The 16,656-nt window shown below is 30.3% G+C and carries 13 protein-coding genes, 1 tRNA gene and 1 other annotated feature (1 of these 15 only partly in view); of the genes, 13 read left to right on the top strand and 1 reads right to left on the bottom strand.

Translation table 11 applies throughout. The features are described from left to right. From hpt to AC2A4K_RS16060, 12 genes are all read left to right on the top strand, one after another. Positions 1-552 (top strand): hypoxanthine phosphoribosyltransferase, encoded by a 552-nt coding sequence (hpt, locus tag AC2A4K_RS16115; protein WP_322504719.1) that lies wholly within the window; start codon positions 1-3, stop codon positions 550-552. 74 nt (positions 553-626) lie between these two features. Further along, positions 627-2,432: an ATP-dependent zinc metalloprotease FtsH gene (gene ftsH / locus AC2A4K_RS16110; RefSeq protein ID WP_322504718.1), complete on the top strand. Its 1,806-nt coding sequence runs from the start codon at positions 627-629 to the stop codon at positions 2,430-2,432. Positions 2,433-2,632: 200 nt separating this feature from the next. Beyond that, positions 2,633-4,303, top strand: a complete 1,671-nt coding sequence (locus AC2A4K_RS16105; RefSeq protein WP_322504717.1) for a formate--tetrahydrofolate ligase — start codon at positions 2,633-2,635, stop codon at positions 4,301-4,303. A gap of 201 nt (positions 4,304-4,504) precedes the next feature. Continuing rightward, entirely contained in the window at positions 4,505-5,284 is a 780-nt protein-coding gene (locus AC2A4K_RS16100; RefSeq protein ID WP_322504716.1) for a type III pantothenate kinase, read from the top strand. 6 nt (positions 5,285-5,290) lie between these two features. Continuing rightward, positions 5,291-6,271 (top strand): tRNA dihydrouridine synthase DusB, encoded by a 981-nt coding sequence (dusB, locus tag AC2A4K_RS16095; RefSeq protein ID WP_322504715.1) that lies wholly within the window; start codon positions 5,291-5,293, stop codon positions 6,269-6,271. Between the two features lie 278 nt (positions 6,272-6,549). Continuing rightward, entirely contained in the window at positions 6,550-7,026 is a 477-nt protein-coding gene (greA, locus tag AC2A4K_RS16090) for a transcription elongation factor GreA (protein WP_322504714.1), read from the top strand. Positions 7,027-7,051: 25 nt separating this feature from the next. Beyond that, positions 7,052-8,557: a lysine--tRNA ligase gene (gene lysS / locus AC2A4K_RS16085; protein ID WP_322504713.1), complete on the top strand. Its 1,506-nt coding sequence runs from the start codon at positions 7,052-7,054 to the stop codon at positions 8,555-8,557. Positions 8,558-8,722: 165 nt separating this feature from the next. Continuing rightward, positions 8,723-8,797 (top strand) — tRNA-Asn (locus tag AC2A4K_RS16080). A gap of 119 nt (positions 8,798-8,916) precedes the next feature. Continuing rightward, positions 8,917-9,086, top strand: a binding site (T-box leader). A gap of 170 nt (positions 9,087-9,256) precedes the next feature. After that, a complete protein-coding gene (locus tag AC2A4K_RS16075; protein ID WP_322504712.1) occupies positions 9,257-10,660 on the top strand; it encodes a glycine--tRNA ligase in 1,404 nt (467 codons plus the stop codon). 325 nt (positions 10,661-10,985) lie between these two features. Then, positions 10,986-12,104: a M20/M25/M40 family metallo-hydrolase gene (locus AC2A4K_RS16070; protein WP_322504711.1), complete on the top strand. Its 1,119-nt coding sequence runs from the start codon at positions 10,986-10,988 to the stop codon at positions 12,102-12,104. A gap of 222 nt (positions 12,105-12,326) precedes the next feature. Next, positions 12,327-13,193 (top strand): S66 family peptidase, encoded by an 867-nt coding sequence (locus AC2A4K_RS16065; protein ID WP_322504710.1) that lies wholly within the window; start codon positions 12,327-12,329, stop codon positions 13,191-13,193. 92 nt (positions 13,194-13,285) lie between these two features. Next, positions 13,286-14,527 carry an NAD(P)-dependent oxidoreductase gene (locus AC2A4K_RS16060; protein WP_322504709.1) on the top strand — a complete coding sequence of 414 codons (1,242 nt, stop codon included), beginning with the start codon at positions 13,286-13,288 and terminating at the stop codon, positions 14,525-14,527. Between the two features lie 221 nt (positions 14,528-14,748). Here AC2A4K_RS16060 and hydE read toward each other — a convergent pair whose 3' ends face one another. Continuing rightward, entirely contained in the window at positions 14,749-15,792 is a 1,044-nt protein-coding gene (gene hydE, locus AC2A4K_RS16055; protein WP_322504708.1) for a [FeFe] hydrogenase H-cluster radical SAM maturase HydE, read from the bottom strand. 305 nt (positions 15,793-16,097) lie between these two features. Here hydE and murD point away from each other — a divergent pair, with 305 nt between their 5' ends. Then, positions 16,098-16,656, top strand: partial view of a UDP-N-acetylmuramoyl-L-alanine--D-glutamate ligase gene (gene murD, locus AC2A4K_RS16050; RefSeq protein WP_322504707.1) — the 5' portion only. Its footprint extends 818 nt past the window's final position; only the first 559 of its 1,377 coding nucleotides appear in the window; it begins with the start codon at positions 16,098-16,100; its stop codon lies off the right edge, out of view.

Below are 16,656 nucleotides of genomic sequence, written 5' to 3'. Positions count from 1 at the left end.
ATGAAAAAAGACATAAGAGATGATATTAAAGAGGTTTTATATTCAGAGGAACAGTTAGCTAAACGTGTAAAAGAAATGGCTGAGGAAATAAGTGAAGACTATTGTGGAAAAGATTTATTAGTTGTAGGGATATTAAAAGGTTCAGTAGTATTTACTTCAGATCTTATAAAAAATATAAGCATACCATGTGAAATAGATTTTATGGCTGTTTCAAGCTATGGCAACTCTGCTCAAACTTCAGGTGTTGTTAGAATATTAAAAGATTTAGATAGTGATATAGAAAATAAACATGTTCTTATAGTTGAAGATATCGTTGATACAGGTACTACTTTAAGCTATCTTTTAGAGTACTTAAAAGCTAGAAAGGCAGCAAGTATAGAAATAGTTGCTTTATTAGACAAAGAAGCTAGAAGAACTTCAAATGTTTCAACTAAATATAAAGGATTTGATGTTCCAGATGAATTTATAGTTGGATACGGAATAGATTATGCTGAAAAGTATAGAAACTTACCATTCATTGGTGCTTTAAAAGAAGAAGTTTACAAGAAGTAATTCAAAATATTGTAAAATAATATTTCTTATGATAAAATTCTTAAAAATGATAGTCAGAGAGGGGGGCCATAGAGATGAAAAAAATACAAGGCGTGATTACTTACATAGCTGTTTTCGCTGTAATAATTCTATTCGCATTTGCTTTTTATAGAAATGGGACTCAAGGAAAAGTAATATCATACAGTGATTTTCAACAAGCATATGTAGACAATCAAATAGAAACAATGACAATCAAGGAAGATAAGATGTCCGTTGAGGGAGTTCTTAAAGATGGAAAGAAATTTACAGCATATGTTTCAGATCAAATGTTAGATCATCTTTTACAAAACACTCAAGGGATAGAAACTAAAATAAAATATAATCCACCTAACAATATGAGTATTTGGATTAGTTTTATTCCGACTTTACTTATAGTAGGTGTGCTATTCTTTGTTTTCTTTATGTTTACGCAACAAGCTCAAAGCGGTGGCGGAAATAGAGGAGTAATGAATTTTGGAAAAAGTAAAGCAAAGATGGCAAATTTAGATGCAAAGAAAGTTACATTTAAAGATGTAGCAGGTGCTGATGAAGAAAAAGGTGAGTTAGAGGAAATTGTTGATTTCTTAAAGCAACCTAAGAGGTATATCGAAATGGGTGCAAGAATACCTAAGGGAGTTCTTTTAGTAGGACCTCCAGGAACAGGTAAAACGCTTCTTGCTAAGGCTATAGCAGGTGAAGCTGGCGTTCCTTTCTTTAGTATATCAGGTTCAGATTTTGTTGAAATGTTTGTTGGGGTTGGAGCTTCAAGAGTAAGAGACTTATTTGAGCAAGCTAAGAAAAATGCTCCATGTATTATATTTATAGACGAAATTGATGCAGTTGGTAGACAAAGAGGTGCTGGACTTGGTGGTGGTCATGATGAAAGAGAACAAACATTAAACCAACTTCTAGTTGAGATGGATGGTTTTGGTGTTAATGAAGGTATTATCATGATAGCGGCTACAAATAGACCTGATATCTTAGATCCAGCCTTATTAAGACCAGGAAGATTTGATAGAAGAATCTTAGTTGGTGCGCCTGATGTTAAAGGAAGAGAAGAAGTATTAAAAGTTCATACTAGAAATAAAAATCTATCAGAAGATGTAGACTTAAAAGTTTTAGCAAAGATGACACCAGGATTTAGTGGTGCAGACTTAGAAAACTTAACTAATGAAGCAGCTTTATTGGCTGTTAGAAATAATAAAAGTAGCATTGATATGAAAGATATAGAAGAAGCTATAACAAGAGTAATAGCTGGCCCAGAGAAGAAGAGTAGAGTTGTAAGTGAATACGATAGAAGAATCACTGCTGTTCATGAATCAGGTCATGCCGTTGTAAGTAATGTTTTAGAATATGCAGATCCAGTTCATGAAATTAGTATAATACAAAGAGGAATGGCTGCTGGTTATACAATGAATTTACCAGAAGAAGATAGAACACATACATCTAAGAAACAGCTTAAGGATAAAATGGTTGAACTTTTAGGTGGAAGAGTAGCTGAGAAATTAGTTATTGGAGATATAAGTGCTGGAGCAAAAAATGATATAGATAGAGCAAGTCACATTGCTAGAAGTATGGTTATGGAATATGGAATGAGTGATGTTATCGGTCCTATATCATTTGGTAATAGTGATGGTGGCGAAGTGTTCTTAGGTAGAGATATTGGAAAAAGTAGCAATATAAGTGAAGAAACTAGTGCTAGAATTGATGAAGAAATTAAGAAATTAATTGATGAAGCTTATAATAGAGCAGAATCTATCTTAAAAGAGAATATTAATAAGTTAAACGCAGTAACTGATGTCTTACTTCAAAAAGAAAAGATTGATGGTGATGAGTTTAGAGAAATATTTAAAAATTCTTAATAAGAAAGAGGCAATTAATGCCTCTTTTTTTTATATTAATATTTAATTAACGGTTATTTTATATTATAATTGACTAAAGAATAGTGAATTATACGAATGTTTTAAATTAAATAATTAAAAATGTTCGATAAAACTCTTTGTTTTTTAAGAAATTATGGTTATAATATTAAATATATTAGTTTGGAATGAGGTGCGGAATTATGAAAAATGATATTGAAATAGCACAAAGTGCTAAAATGGAGCCAATAATAAATATTGCTAAGAAAATAGGCCTTGGAGAAGATGATATTGAGCTTTATGGAAAATATAAATGTAAAATATCTTTAGAGGCAATAGATAGACTAGAAAATAATGAAGATGGTAAGCTTGTTTTAGTTACGGCTATAAACCCAACACCAGCAGGGGAAGGAAAATCAACTGTTACAGTAGGATTAGGACAGGCTTTAAATAAGATAGGTAAAAATACTGTTATAGCATTAAGAGAGCCATCTTTAGGACCAGTTTTTGGAATAAAAGGTGGAGCTGCAGGTGGTGGATATTCACAGGTAGTTCCTATGGAAGATATAAACTTACATTTCACAGGAGATATGCATGCCATAACTTCAGCTAATAATCTTTTATGTGCAGCAATCGACAATCATATTCATCAAGGAAATCCATTAAGAATAGATTCAAGAAGAATTGTGTTTAAAAGAGTTATGGATATGAATGATAGAGCTTTAAGAAATATAGTTGTTGGAATGGGTGGTAAAATAAATGGCTTCTTAAGAGAAGATGGTTTTATGATCACTGTTGCATCAGAGATAATGGCTATATTATGTATGGCTAAAGACTTAGAAGATCTAAAAGAAAGAATGGGTAATATCTTAATTGCATACAACTTAGATGGAGAGCCAGTTTATGCTAAGGAGTTAGAAGTGCAAGGAGCTATGGCATTACTTATGAAAGATGCTATAAAACCAAATCTTGTTCAAACTTTAGAAAATACACCGGCTATCATTCATGGTGGACCCTTTGCTAATATAGCTCATGGATGTAACTCTATAATAGCAACTAAGACAGCTTTAAAAATGAGTGATATAACTATAACAGAGGCTGGTTTTGGAGCAGACTTAGGAGCAGAAAAATTCTTAGATATAAAATGTAGATATGGTAACTTAAATCCTGATTGTGTAGTTTTAGTAGCAACTATAAGAGCTTTAAAGCATCACGGTGGAATTAAGAAAGATGAATTAAACATATCAAATGTAGATGCTTTAAATAAAGGAATGGAAAACTTAGAAAAGCAAATAGAAAATATAAAAGCTTATGGAGTACCTGTAGTTGTAGCTATAAATAAATTCATAACTGATTCAGATGAAGAGGTTAAAGCTATAGAAGGTTTCTGTAAAAATTTAGGTGTAGAAGTTAGCTTAACAGAAGTTTGGGAAAAAGGTGGAGAAGGTGGAATTGACTTAGCTAATAAAGTTATAAAGACAATTGAAAATGAACCTTCAAACTTTAAAATGATTTATGATTCAGAGGAATCAATAAAGGATAAAATATTAAAAATTGTTCAAACTATATATGGTGGAAAAGGTGTAAACTATACTCCGCAAGCTCTTAAACAAATAGCTGAAATTGAGAAGTTTAATCTAGATAAGCTTCCAATATGTATGGCTAAAACTCAATATTCATTATCAGATAACCCAAGTCTTTTAGGAAGACCAGAAAACTTTGATATAACGGTTAAAGAGGTTAGAGTTTCAAATGGAGCTGGATTTATAGTTATTTTAACTGGAGATGTTATGACTATGCCAGGTTTACCAAAGATTCCAGCAGCTAATAGAATGGACATAAAAGACAATGGAGAAATAGTAGGATTATTCTAAAAGTTTAGATAATTTCAAGGTTTACATGGCTATTGAGAAAAAATAGTTGTGTAAGCTTTTTTTATTTAAAATCTAGTAATTGTAATTGCTTGACAAATGGATAGTAGTTGTTAAAATTAATATTGTTATATAAAGGGTACATGGTATTTTCCGGGCAGCTTTATTGGCTGTCTTTAATTATATTAAGGTGGTGTAAAACACATGATTTTATTAATAGATGTAGGTAATACAAATATAGTTTTAGGGGTTCATGATGGTGAAAAATATATAGCGTCATGGAGAATATCTACAGATTCTAAGAAAACATCAGATGAATATTCAATACAAGTTATGCAACTATTTAATCAAGCAAAACTAAATCCAGAAGAAGTCGAAGGAATAATAATTTCTTCAGTAGTTCCAAATATAATGCATTCTTTAGAGAATATGGTTAGAAAATGTTTCTGTAAAGAACCAATTATAGTAGGGCCTGGAATAAAAACTGGAATTAATATAAAATATGATAATCCTAAAGAAGTTGGAGCAGATAGGATAGTAAATGCTGTAGCTGCTTTTGATAAGCATAAAAAACCTATGATAATAATTGATTTTGGAACAGCAACAACATTCTGTGCTATTACTGAAAAAGGTGATTATTTAGGTGGAAATATATGTCCAGGAATTCAAATTTCAGCAGATGCTTTATTTGAAAGGGCTGCAAAGCTTCCAAGAATAGAGCTTGAAAAGCCAAAGAGTTTAATCTGTAAAAATACAGTTACAAGTATGCAAGCTGGAATAATTTATGGGTATATTGGAAAAGTTGAATATATAGTTAAACGTATGAAAAAGGAAATGATGGACTTAGGAGAAAAGGAACCATTTGTATTAGCTACAGGAGGGTTAGCTAAACTTGTTTATAGCGAAACGGATGTAATTGATGAAGTAGATCGTAAATTAACTTTAGAAGGACTTAAAGTTCTTTACGAAAAAAACAAGGAGTAGAAACTGATGAAAATATCAAACATAGTTTTAGAAAATAATGTTTTCTTAGCACCAATGGCTGGAGTTACGGATATCTCTTTTAGAGGATTATGTAAGGAGATGGGTGCAGGGATTGTTTGCACTGAGATGGTTAGTGCAAAGGCATTGTACTATGGAAGTGAAAATACAAAAGAATTAATGAGAATTGCAGATGAAGAAAAACCGGTATCTTGTCAGATGTTTGGAAATGATCCGGAAATAATGGCTTATGTTACGGAGAAACATTTCAATACAAATGAAGATATATGTATAATAGATGTTAATATGGGATGTCCTGCACCTAAGATTGTTAAAAATGGTGAAGGTTCAGCCTTAATGAAAGATCCTAAATTAGCTTACGATATTATAAGTAGCATAAAAAAAGTTGCAACAAAGCCTGTAACAGTTAAGTTTAGAATGGGCTTTGATGAGAATAACATAAATGCTGTTGAGTTTGCTAAAATCATGGAAGAAGCAGGAGCAGACGCTATTGCTGTACATGGAAGAACTAGAGCTCAAATGTATGAAGGAAAGGCTGACTGGGATATAATCAGACAAGTAAAGGAAGCAGTTAATGTTCCTGTTATAGGTAATGGTGATGTTTTTAATGCAGATGATGCCTTAAGACTTAAAAATGAAACTAACTGTGATGGAATCATGGTTGCAAGGGGAAGTATGGGAAACCCTTGGATTTTTAAGCAAATAGTTCAGAAATTAAATGGAAAAGAGGTTTATATGCCAACTCCTGATGAAAAAATAGATATGTGCATAAGACACTATAACTTAGCACTTAAATATGATGGAGATTATAAAGCTGTAAGAGAAATGAGAAAACATGCAGCTTGGTATATAAAAGGTTTAAATAATTGTACTGAAATTAAGAACAAATTAAACTTAGAAGCTAATCCAGAAAAAATTATGGATATTCTTAAAGAGTATAAAGAATATTTAATGCAAAATAACTTATAATATTTATCATAAATGGAAATATAACTGGATATAATAAAGCATCAATCAAATATTAGATGTTTAATTTATACAAATAAAGGTGAGAATGAAAGCTAAATAATGTTTTTTTATTTAGTAGATTCTATCTTATGTAATATATGGTTTGACATAATAATCTTTAAGAATTATAATAATTTGAATAATCAGGCTTAATAATCTTAAAGTTTTTATGAATTGTATATTAACAGGTTAAGTTTAAATATGATATTATAATAATATGTTCAAAGGGGAGAAAGAAAATGAGCGAAAAGAAGCATATAATGACATATGAAGGTGTTAAAAAATTAGAAGACGAATTAGAATATCTTAAAACAGTAAAGAGAAAAGAAATAACTGAAAAAATAAAAGTTGCTTTAGGATACGGAGATTTAAGTGAGAACTCTGAGTATGATGAAGCTAAAAATGAGCAAGCTTTCACTGAAGGAAGAATACTTCAGTTAGAAAATATGCTTAAAAATGCTGTTGTTGTTGACGAATCAGAAATATCAACAGATATAGTTACAGTTGGATCAATAGTTAAAGTTATGGACTTTGATTTTGACGAAGAAATTGAATATACAATAGTTGGTTCAGCAGAAGCAGATCCAATGAACTTTAAGATATCAAACGAGTCACCAGTTGGTGAAGGTTTAATGGGTAAAAAAGTTGGAGATGTTATAGAGATAGAAGTACCAGGAGGAACTACTAAGTTCGAAGTTCTTGGAATAAGAAGATAGATATTATAGATGGAGGGATTTTTAAATGTCAAATGAGGAAATGAATATTCACGAAGCAGAAGCTCAATTAAGTGAACAAGAGATGTTAAGAAGACAAAAGCTTGCTGAATTACAGGAAGCTGGTAAGGACCCATTTGATGTATACAAGGTGGAGAGAACACACTCTTCTGCTGATGTAAAAAATAATTTTGAGGAGTTAGAAGGTAAAGAAGTTAAAATTGCTGGAAGACTTATGTCAAAAAGAGGTCAAGGTAAAGTTGTATTCGCTGATTTAGCAGATTTAGCTGGTAAAATTCAATTATTTATCAAAATTGATAATGTTGGAGAAGAAGCTTTAAAAGAATTTAAAACATTCGATTTAGGTGACTGGGTTGCTGCAACTGGAGAAGTATTTAAAACAAAAATGGGTGAGGTTTCAGTAAAAGTAACTTCATTTGAATTAATCTGTAAATCTTTAAAACCATTACCAGAAAAATGGCATGGATTAAAAGATCCAGATTTAAGATACAGACAAAGAGAAGTTGATATAATAACAAACCCAGAAGTTAAAGATACTTTTATTAAGAGATCTCAAATAGTAAAAGCTATAAGAGAGTTCTTAGACAATAGAGGATTCTTAGAAGTTGATACACCAATTCTTTCACCAATAGCTGGTGGAGCTGCGGCTAGACCATTCATAACTCATCACAATGCTTTAGACATAGATATGTACTTAAGAATTGCTACAGAGTTATACTTAAAGAGATTAATAGTTGCTGGATTTGAAAAAGTTTATGAAATGGGTAAAAACTTCAGAAATGAAGGAGTTTCAGTAAGACATAATCCAGAGTTCACTGCTATAGAATTATATGAAGCATATGCTGACTATAATGATATGATGGAAATCATGGAAAACATGATTGCATATGTTTGTGAAAAAGTAAACGGATCAACTAAAGTTACTTATGAAGGAACTGAAATAGACTTCACACCACCATGGAGAAGAATAACTATGGTTGATGCTGTTAAAGAATTCGCTGGAATAGACTTTAACGAAATTAAGAGTGATGAAGAAGCACAAGCTATAGCTAAAGAGAAAAACTTAGAATTCCCTAAACCATTAGATAAGGTTACTAAAGGTGAAGTTCTAAATATGTTATTCGAAGAATACGGTGAAGAGAAATTAATCCAACCTACTTTCTTAGTAGATTATCCAGTTGAAATTTCACCTCTTACTAAGAAGAAGAGAGGAAATGAAATGTTCACTGAAAGATTTGAAGGTTTCGTATATGGTAGAGAGGTATGTAATGCATACTCAGAACTTAACGATCCAATAGTTCAAAGAGAAAGATTTGAACAACAAGCTAAGGAAAGAGAATACGGAGATGATGAGGCATACATGTTAGATGAAGAATTCATGAGTGCTTTAGAAACTGGTATGCCTCCAACAGGTGGATTAGGAATAGGAATAGACAGAATGATAATGTTCTTAACTGATTCTTCATCAATAAGAGACGTTATATTATTCCCAACAATGAAACCACAAAAATAGTTTTTATAATAGAAGTTTACTCAATAGTAAACTTCTATTTTTTTTATAAATCTATACTGGTGTTAAAGAGAAATATTCAGAAAAAATTTCTAAATATTTCTTGAAATTTAGTTAAAAAAAGTATTGTATTTTATTTAAAGTATGCTATAATAAAATTGTAAATGTTCCTCGGTAGCTCAATGGTGGAGCACTCGGCTGTTAACCGATAGGTTGGAGGTTCGAGTCCTCTCCGAGGAGCCATTTTTTTTATTCAAAATTAATTAAGAAGGAATTTATAAATATATAAATTTTTATATATTTATAAATTCTTTTTTTATTGACATATAATTTAGTTTTGATAAAATTAAGAGTATAACTAAATATGTACTGTGATAAAGAAGAGTAGTTTTAAAATCTTTTTTAGAGAGATAACGGTTGGTGAAAGTTATTAGAGATTTAAAATGAAGGGAGCTTTTGAGTACAATTGTTTTAAGAGAGATGAGCTTTTGCTAAAAAGGGTGGAACCGCGGAATTTTATTTCGTCCCTTTGAATGTAATGGCTTTTTTTATTTTATAACAAAGCCCTTATACTGTTAATCTACATGAGTATTTCTAGCAGTTAAAACTGTTAGAAATATTTCTTCGGGAAGGTTTAAAGTTCTTTATAAAGTGAAGAATTAATATAAAACAAGTTATTTAATATAAATGGAGGTAATTGAAATGGCAGTAGAAAAAACTATGGATAAAATAGTAGCCTTATGTAAAAATAGAGGATTCATATTCCCAGGTTCAGAAATATATGGTGGACTTGCGAACTCATGGGATTACGGCCCACTAGGAGTTGAATTCAAAAATAACGTTAAAAGAGCTTGGTGGAAAAAATTCGTTCAAGAGAGCAAATATAATGTTGGATTAGATTCAGCTATATTAATGAATAGAGAAGTTTGGGTTGCATCAGGTCACGTTGGTGGATTCTCAGATCCTTTAATGGATTGTAAAGAGTGTAAAGCTAGATTTAGAGCTGATAAATTAGTTGAAGATCATATGACTGAAAGTGGTGTAGAAGTAGCTACAGCTGATGGATGGACTAATGAAGAGTTAATGGACTACATAACTAAGAACAACATAGTTTGTCCTAAATGTGGAAAAATGAACTACACAGAAATCAGAAAGTTCAACTTAATGTTTAAAACTTTCCAAGGAATAACTGAGGATAGTAAAAACGAAGTATTCTTAAGACCAGAAACTGCTCAAGGTATATTCGTAAACTTTAAATCAGTACAAAGAACTACAAGAAAGAAAGTACCATTTGGTATAGCTCAAATTGGTAAGTCTTTCAGAAACGAAATAACTCCAGGTAACTTCACTTTCAGAACTAGAGAGTTTGAACAAATGGAGCTTGAGTTCTTCTGTAAACCAGGAACTGATTTAGAATGGTTCAACTTCTGGAAAGAAAGTTGTTGGAACTTCCTATTAAACTTAGGAATGAATAAAGATAACATAAGAATGAGAGATCATGGAGAAGAAGAATTAAGCTTCTACTCAAATGCAACTTCAGATATAGAATACTTATTCCCATTCGGATGGGGAGAACTTTGGGGAATAGCTGATAGAACAGACTATGACTTAAATAAGCATGCTGAGCATTCAGGTCAAGACATGACTTACTTAGACCCAACAACAAATGAAAAATATGTACCATATGTTATAGAACCATCATTAGGAGCTGACAGAGTTGCTTTAGCATTCTTAGTTGAAGCTTATGATGAAGAAGAATTAGAAGGAGCTAATGGAAAAGTTGATGTAAGAACTGTAATGCACTTACACCCAGCTTTAGCACCATTTAAAGCTGCTATATTACCACTTTCTAAGAAATTATCAGAAAAAGCTGATGAAGTATATGCTGAATTAAGCAAACACTTCAATGTTGATTATGATGAGACAGGAAGTATCGGTAAGAGATATAGAAGACAAGATGAAATAGGAACTCCATTCTGCATAACAGTTGACTTCGATACTTTAGAAGATGGATGTGTAACTGTAAGAGACAGAGATAACATGGAACAACAAAGAGTTAAAATAGAAGACGTAAGAGCTATAATAGAAAAAAGCTTAGAATTCTAAGAAATCTTTGAGTCTTAAAAACTAAAACACTTATAAGTAGATTACTAAAATTACTGGATTTCGCTAAGAATTTATAAATATTACTATGAAGGATTTGTTAAAGCTACGATAACTAGCTTCACGTCGAACAATCTTCGCTTTTTAACACAAATCCTTCTACGTAATATTTTAAATTCAAAAGCTCATCCAGATATTTTCTACATCTACTTATAAGTGTTTATGTGTTTTTAGGGCTTTTTTATGTTTCTTTATTATGGACAAGTGTATTTTTATGGTATAATTTAGATAAAATTTATTGAATTGCTTTAAGGGAGGCTTGAATATAATGATAAATGAAAAAAGAGTTTTAGATAGTTTTTTAGATTATATACAAATAGATAGTGAAACATATAGTGAAGGTGATTTTGCTAAAAGATTAGAAAAAGATTTAGTTGATGCAGGATTAGAAGTTGAATTTGATAATGCTGGAGAAAAAGTAGGATCAAGTTCAGGAAACCTAATAGCTAGATTAAAAGGAAATGTAGAGGGTGAAACAATACTTTTTGCATGTCATATGGATACTGTTAAACCTGGTAAAGGAATAAAACCAGTAATAAAAGATGGTGTTATATATAGTGATGGAACAACTATATTAGGTGGAGATGATAAAGGTGGAATAGCTGCCATTGTTGAAGCACTAAGAATTATAAAAGAAAATAATATAGATCATGCGGATATAGAGGTTGTATTTACAATAGCTGAGGAAACAGGTCTTTTAGGAGCTAAAAACTTAGATTATTCAAAAATAAAAGCTAAAAAAGCATTCCTTTTTGATACAAGTGGAGATCCAGGGTTTATAACTACAGTAGGACCAGCTCATGATACTTTAAAGGTGGTTATAAAAGGGAAACCTGCCCATGCTGGAGTTTCACCAGAGTCTGGAATAAGTGCAATTCAAATAGCTTCAGATGCTATATCAAACATGAAACTTTTAAGAATAGATGAAGATACTACAGCTAACATAGGTAAAATTTCAGGTGGTGTTGCTAACAACGTAGTTTGTCCTGAAGTAATAATAGATGCAGAGGCAAGAAGTACAGTTACAGAGAAATTAGATGCTCAAACAAACCATATGGTAGAAACTTTTAAAGCTTCTGCTGAGAAATTTGGTGGAGAAATTGATATTCAAGTAAATAGAATGTATGGACCATTTGTTGTAGATGATAATGATGACATAGTTTTACATGCAAAAAGAGCATTTAAAAACTTAGAAATAGAAGGAAAAACTAAAGCTTCAGGTGGTGGAAGTGATACAAATATATTTAACTGTAATGGAATAAAAGCAGTTAATCTTTCAAGTGGAGAGAGAAAACCTCATACTTTAGAAGAACATATGAAAATCGAGGATTTAGGAACATTATCAAAAGTTGTACTTGAATTAATAAAAGAGAGTATAGCCAAGTAATTAAATAAAAACAGGTGAAGAATATTTCTTCACCTATTTTTTATGTTTATTCAAAAGATATCTAAAAATCTTTTTCTTATATGTATTTAGTTAGGTAAGTTAGTTAATAAAAGTTTATATTATTAAAAATATAGGGGTTAATTTAATAGAAGTATTTTAAAATATGAATAAGAAAAATAAATGTTATTATGTAAATAACATTTATTTTTTTGGAGGTTTTTTATGAGTAGTTTTTTAAATAAAAAAGATAAAATTGGAATAATAAGCTGTTCTAATGGCTTGAGTATGAAAAATAAGGAAATAATAGAAGTATTAAAATATAATTTAAATAGTATTGATATAGATATTGTTGAAGCAGAAACTCTATATGCTAAGGAATATAATCTTTTTAGTGGAACTGGAAAAGAAAGGGCTAAGTCTTTAGAAGAATTATTTTTAAATGATGAGGTAAAAATGATTTTTGATATTTCTGGTGGAGATTTGGCAAATGAAGTTTTAGAATACTTAGATTTTGATTTAATAAAAAATAATTCTAAGCCTTTCTTTGGATATAGCGATTTAACAGTAATTCTTAATGCTATTTATTCTCAATGTGAAATTACTACATATAACTATCAATTAAGAAACTTAGTTGGGAAGTTTCAAAAAGAGCAATTAAAAAACTTCAAGGATTCTTTTATAGAAGGAAAAGATGATATCTTTAATTTAGATTATCAATGGATAAATGGAGATTCTCTTGAAGGTGTTGTTGTAGGTGGCAATATAAGATGTCTTTTAAAATTAGCAGGAACTAAATATATGCCTAATTTTAAGGATAAAATATTATTTTTAGAAAGTTTTAGTGGAAATTCAGCAAAGATGGCTACATATATTACTCAATATAAAAATATAGGTGTCTTTAATGATATAAAAGGAATAATATTAGGAGAGTTTACTGAAATGGAAAGAGATAATTGCTCACCTAATATAATAGAAATTCTAAAAAGAGCTTTAGGAGAATTTAATATTCCGATATTAAAAACTAGTGAGCTTGGTCATGGATCAGATGCAAAATGTATTTCTATAGGAAAATACTTAAGTTTTAAATAAATGACTTGATTAAATTATTTTGATAAGATAATATATTATGCAAGCAATAAAGAATTTGTATAAATTGTTAAGAAAGCAGGGGGTTTATTAAAATGACATCAAATAAGCAAAACTTAAAAGAAGAAGCTTTAAGATGCTTAATGTGCAAGAATCCAAGATGTAAAGCTAATTGTCCAATAAGCACGCCTATTCCTGAGATAATAGGTTTATTTAAAGAAGATAAAATTAAAGAGGCTGGGGAAATCTTATTTAAAAACAATCCTTTATCAGTTGTTTGTTCTATAGTATGTCCACATGAAGATCAATGTAAAGGAAATTGTATAAAAGGAATAAAGGAAACACCTGTAAACTTTAGTGAAATAGAGAGAGAAATATCATCAGAGTTCTTAGCTAATTTAGATCTTACTCAAGAAACTATTTTAGAAGATAAAATTGCTATAATAGGTGGAGGTCCTGCAGGAATAACAGCAGCGTTTATATTAGCTAAAAAGGGATATCAAGTAACTATATTTGAAGAAAATGATAAAATTGGTGGAGTATTAAGATATGGAATTCCTGATTTTAGACTTTCTAGAGATATAATAGATAAATATGAAGAGGCACTTATTAAATTAAATGTTAAGATAAGACCAAATACTTTAATAGGATCAGTAATTACTTTAGATATGTTAAAAAATGATGGTTATAAAGCCATATTTATAGCAACAGGAGTTTGGAATCCTAAAACTTTAAATGTTAAAGGAGAAACATTAGGAAATGTTCATTATGCTATAGACTACTTAAAAGCCCCAAAATCATATAACCTTGGAGAAAAAGTAGTTATAATTGGAGCTGGAAATGTTGCTATGGATGCAGCTAGAACTGCTAAGAGAAATGGTGCGGATACTTATGTTCTTTATAGAAAAAGCTTTGAGGATATGCCAGCTACAAAGGTTGAAATAGAAGAAGCAAAAGAAGATGGAGTTAAGTTTGAACTTTATAAAGCGCCTGTAGAAGTTTGTGAAGATGGTATAAAGTACGTACAGACAGAAAGAGTGATTTCTGAAGATGGCAGAGTATCATTTAAAACTTTAGAAGACAGTGAAGGTATATTCAAATGTGATTCAATAATTGTTGCTATTAGTCAGGCACCAAGAGATAATATTGTATCAAAGACTAAAGAAATATCAACAGATAAATATGGATTATTAGTAACAGATGAGAATGGTAGTACTACACTTGAAGGAGTATTTGCTTCAGGAGACGTTGTTAGTGGACCCAAAACTGTTGTAGAAGCAGTTGCAAATAGTAAGGAAGTTGCTGAAGCAATAGATAAATTCTGTAAGAATAATTAAATAATAGATAAATACATCTGATTTTTTAATTAAGTTTCGTTTATTAATTTTAAGTTTTAGGTTTATATATTGAATTAAAGAAAAAACTCTAGAATTTAATTTAGCAAATGCTAAATTGTTCTAGAGTTTTTTTATATAAGCCTCCATAATAAAAGTTATAAATTGTTAGTAAAATTCAGTAATTCTCGGAGTCTATTTATAAGTTCTTTGAGTCATGATAATTAACGATCTTTTGGTTTGAATCCATTAGCTCTAAATCCAGGACCATCAGAAACTATTCTTCCTATTCCTCTAATTTTACCAGTAATACATCCTCTACAGTGAGCTGGAGTATCGCCTGTACATATTTTACCTGGATAAAGAGCATAAAGTTTTCTATATTCTCCTTCAGTAACATTAGGCATTACTACATTGGCGCCACTTTGAAGAGCAATCACTCTACCTTGTTTATTTAATGATTCTATAGCTGTTGTTGCTGGAATATTTATATCTGGTAAAAGTAATCTAACTAGAGCTGTTACCTTTAATGCCATTTCAAATGTTCCACCTTCGGAATCTTTAAGAGGAGTATCTTCATTTGGAATAAATGGTCCTATACCATTCATATCTACATCAAGTTCCTTAAAAAATAAGATATCATCAGCTATAGATTCTATTGTTTGTCCTGGTAATCCAATTAGACAACCGCTTCCAACTTCATATCCAAGTTCTCTTAAGTTTTTAAGGCATTGAATTCTATTTTCATGGCTCATACCAGGATCAAGTTCTTCATATAGTTTTTTATCTGTTGTTTCAATTCTTAAAAGGAATCTATCAGCTCCAGCTTCTTTTAACATTTTATATTCTTTAAAAGGTCTTTCACCTATACTTAATGTCAAAGCAACACCTAAGGCTTTAAGATCTTTAACTATAGGAATTAAACGTTCAACGGTGAAATAATCATCTTCACCACCTTGAAGAACTAAAGTTTTATATCCATAACCAACGGCTTTTTTTGCAAAATCTATAATTTCTTCATGGGAAAGTCTATATCTATTAAGATTTTTATTATCTCTTCTAAGTCCACAATACATGCAGTTTCTTTTACATATGTTAGTGAATTCTATAAGTCCTCTTAAATGTACTTCATCACCAAGATATTTTTTTCTAACTTCATCAGCAGCTTTAAAAAGTTCTTCATTAATAGAATCATCTTTTAATAATGCTATGATTTCTTCTCTTGAAAGTTCATGAGTTTCTTTTGCTTTTTGTATAATACTATTCATATTAATCCTCCTAATTAATTTGTATAAGGATTTTAGTTATTAAGAATATATCTTTATAACCTAAAATTGTTATTAATTAATAATTATAATTGAACAACTTGTTTTAAACAATATAGTTAAAAATAGATTAATAATTATTATAACATGAATATTTTTAGAAAATCATCACTAGAACAAAATAGAATGACTCTGAATAAGTTATAATGATATGGAATGGGGAATTCCATAGTGTTATAATTAGAAAGAAATAGGATATAATTTATAAAGACCATTATAATATTGGTGAAAATTTTGGAGGCCACAAAATGAAGAGAGACTTTAATGAGTTTAAAGAATTTATAAAGGGAAAAAATGTAGCTGTTGTAGGCATTGGGGTAAGTAATATACCTCTTATAAAGTTTTTAGTTAAACTAGGGGCTAAAGTAACTGCTTTTGATATGAAATCTGCTGAAGAATTAGGAAAAGTTTCAAAAGAATTTGAAGAGTTTGGAGTAAAATTAGAGCTTGGAGAAGGTTACTTAGATAGATTAACTGGCTTTGAGGTTATATTTAAAACACCATCTATGAGAATAGACAGTGAAGCTTTAGTAAGATGTAAAAATCAAGGTGCGTATATTACTTCAGAAATGGAGGAATTCGTAAGATATTGCAAAGGTAAAGTTTATGGGGTAACTGGTAGTGATGGTAAAACAACAACTACAACCATTGTGTCTAAGTTATTATCACAAGAAGGATACAAAACTTGGACAGGAGGAAATATAGGGACTCCATTATTTTCAAACATAGAAGAAATAAAAGAAGAGGACAAAGTTGTATTGGAATTATCAAGTTTCCAACTTATGACTATGGATGTTGAAATTGATG

Source organism: Clostridium sp. LIBA-8841 (assembly GCF_057782475.1).
Note: the sequence above shows the minus strand (reverse complement) of the source record. Positions and strands in the feature narration are given on the sequence as shown.

Coding starts and splice junctions, on each gene's coding strand:
- hpt (WP_322504719.1), top strand. CDS start 1: ATGAAAAAAGACATAAGAGATGATATTAAAGAGGTTTTATATTCAGAG.
- ftsH (WP_322504718.1), top strand. CDS start 627: ATGAAAAAAATACAAGGCGTGATTACTTACATAGCTGTTTTCGCTGTA.
- AC2A4K_RS16105 (WP_322504717.1), top strand. CDS start 2,633: ATGAAAAATGATATTGAAATAGCACAAAGTGCTAAAATGGAGCCAATA.
- AC2A4K_RS16100 (WP_322504716.1), top strand. CDS start 4,505: ATGATTTTATTAATAGATGTAGGTAATACAAATATAGTTTTAGGGGTT.
- dusB (WP_322504715.1), top strand. CDS start 5,291: ATGAAAATATCAAACATAGTTTTAGAAAATAATGTTTTCTTAGCACCA.
- greA (WP_322504714.1), top strand. CDS start 6,550: ATGAGCGAAAAGAAGCATATAATGACATATGAAGGTGTTAAAAAATTA.
- lysS (WP_322504713.1), top strand. CDS start 7,052: ATGTCAAATGAGGAAATGAATATTCACGAAGCAGAAGCTCAATTAAGT.
- AC2A4K_RS16075 (WP_322504712.1), top strand. CDS start 9,257: ATGGCAGTAGAAAAAACTATGGATAAAATAGTAGCCTTATGTAAAAAT.
- AC2A4K_RS16070 (WP_322504711.1), top strand. CDS start 10,986: ATGATAAATGAAAAAAGAGTTTTAGATAGTTTTTTAGATTATATACAA.
- AC2A4K_RS16065 (WP_322504710.1), top strand. CDS start 12,327: ATGAGTAGTTTTTTAAATAAAAAAGATAAAATTGGAATAATAAGCTGT.
- AC2A4K_RS16060 (WP_322504709.1), top strand. CDS start 13,286: ATGACATCAAATAAGCAAAACTTAAAAGAAGAAGCTTTAAGATGCTTA.
- hydE (WP_322504708.1), bottom strand. CDS start 15,792: ATGAATAGTATTATACAAAAAGCAAAAGAAACTCATGAACTTTCAAGA.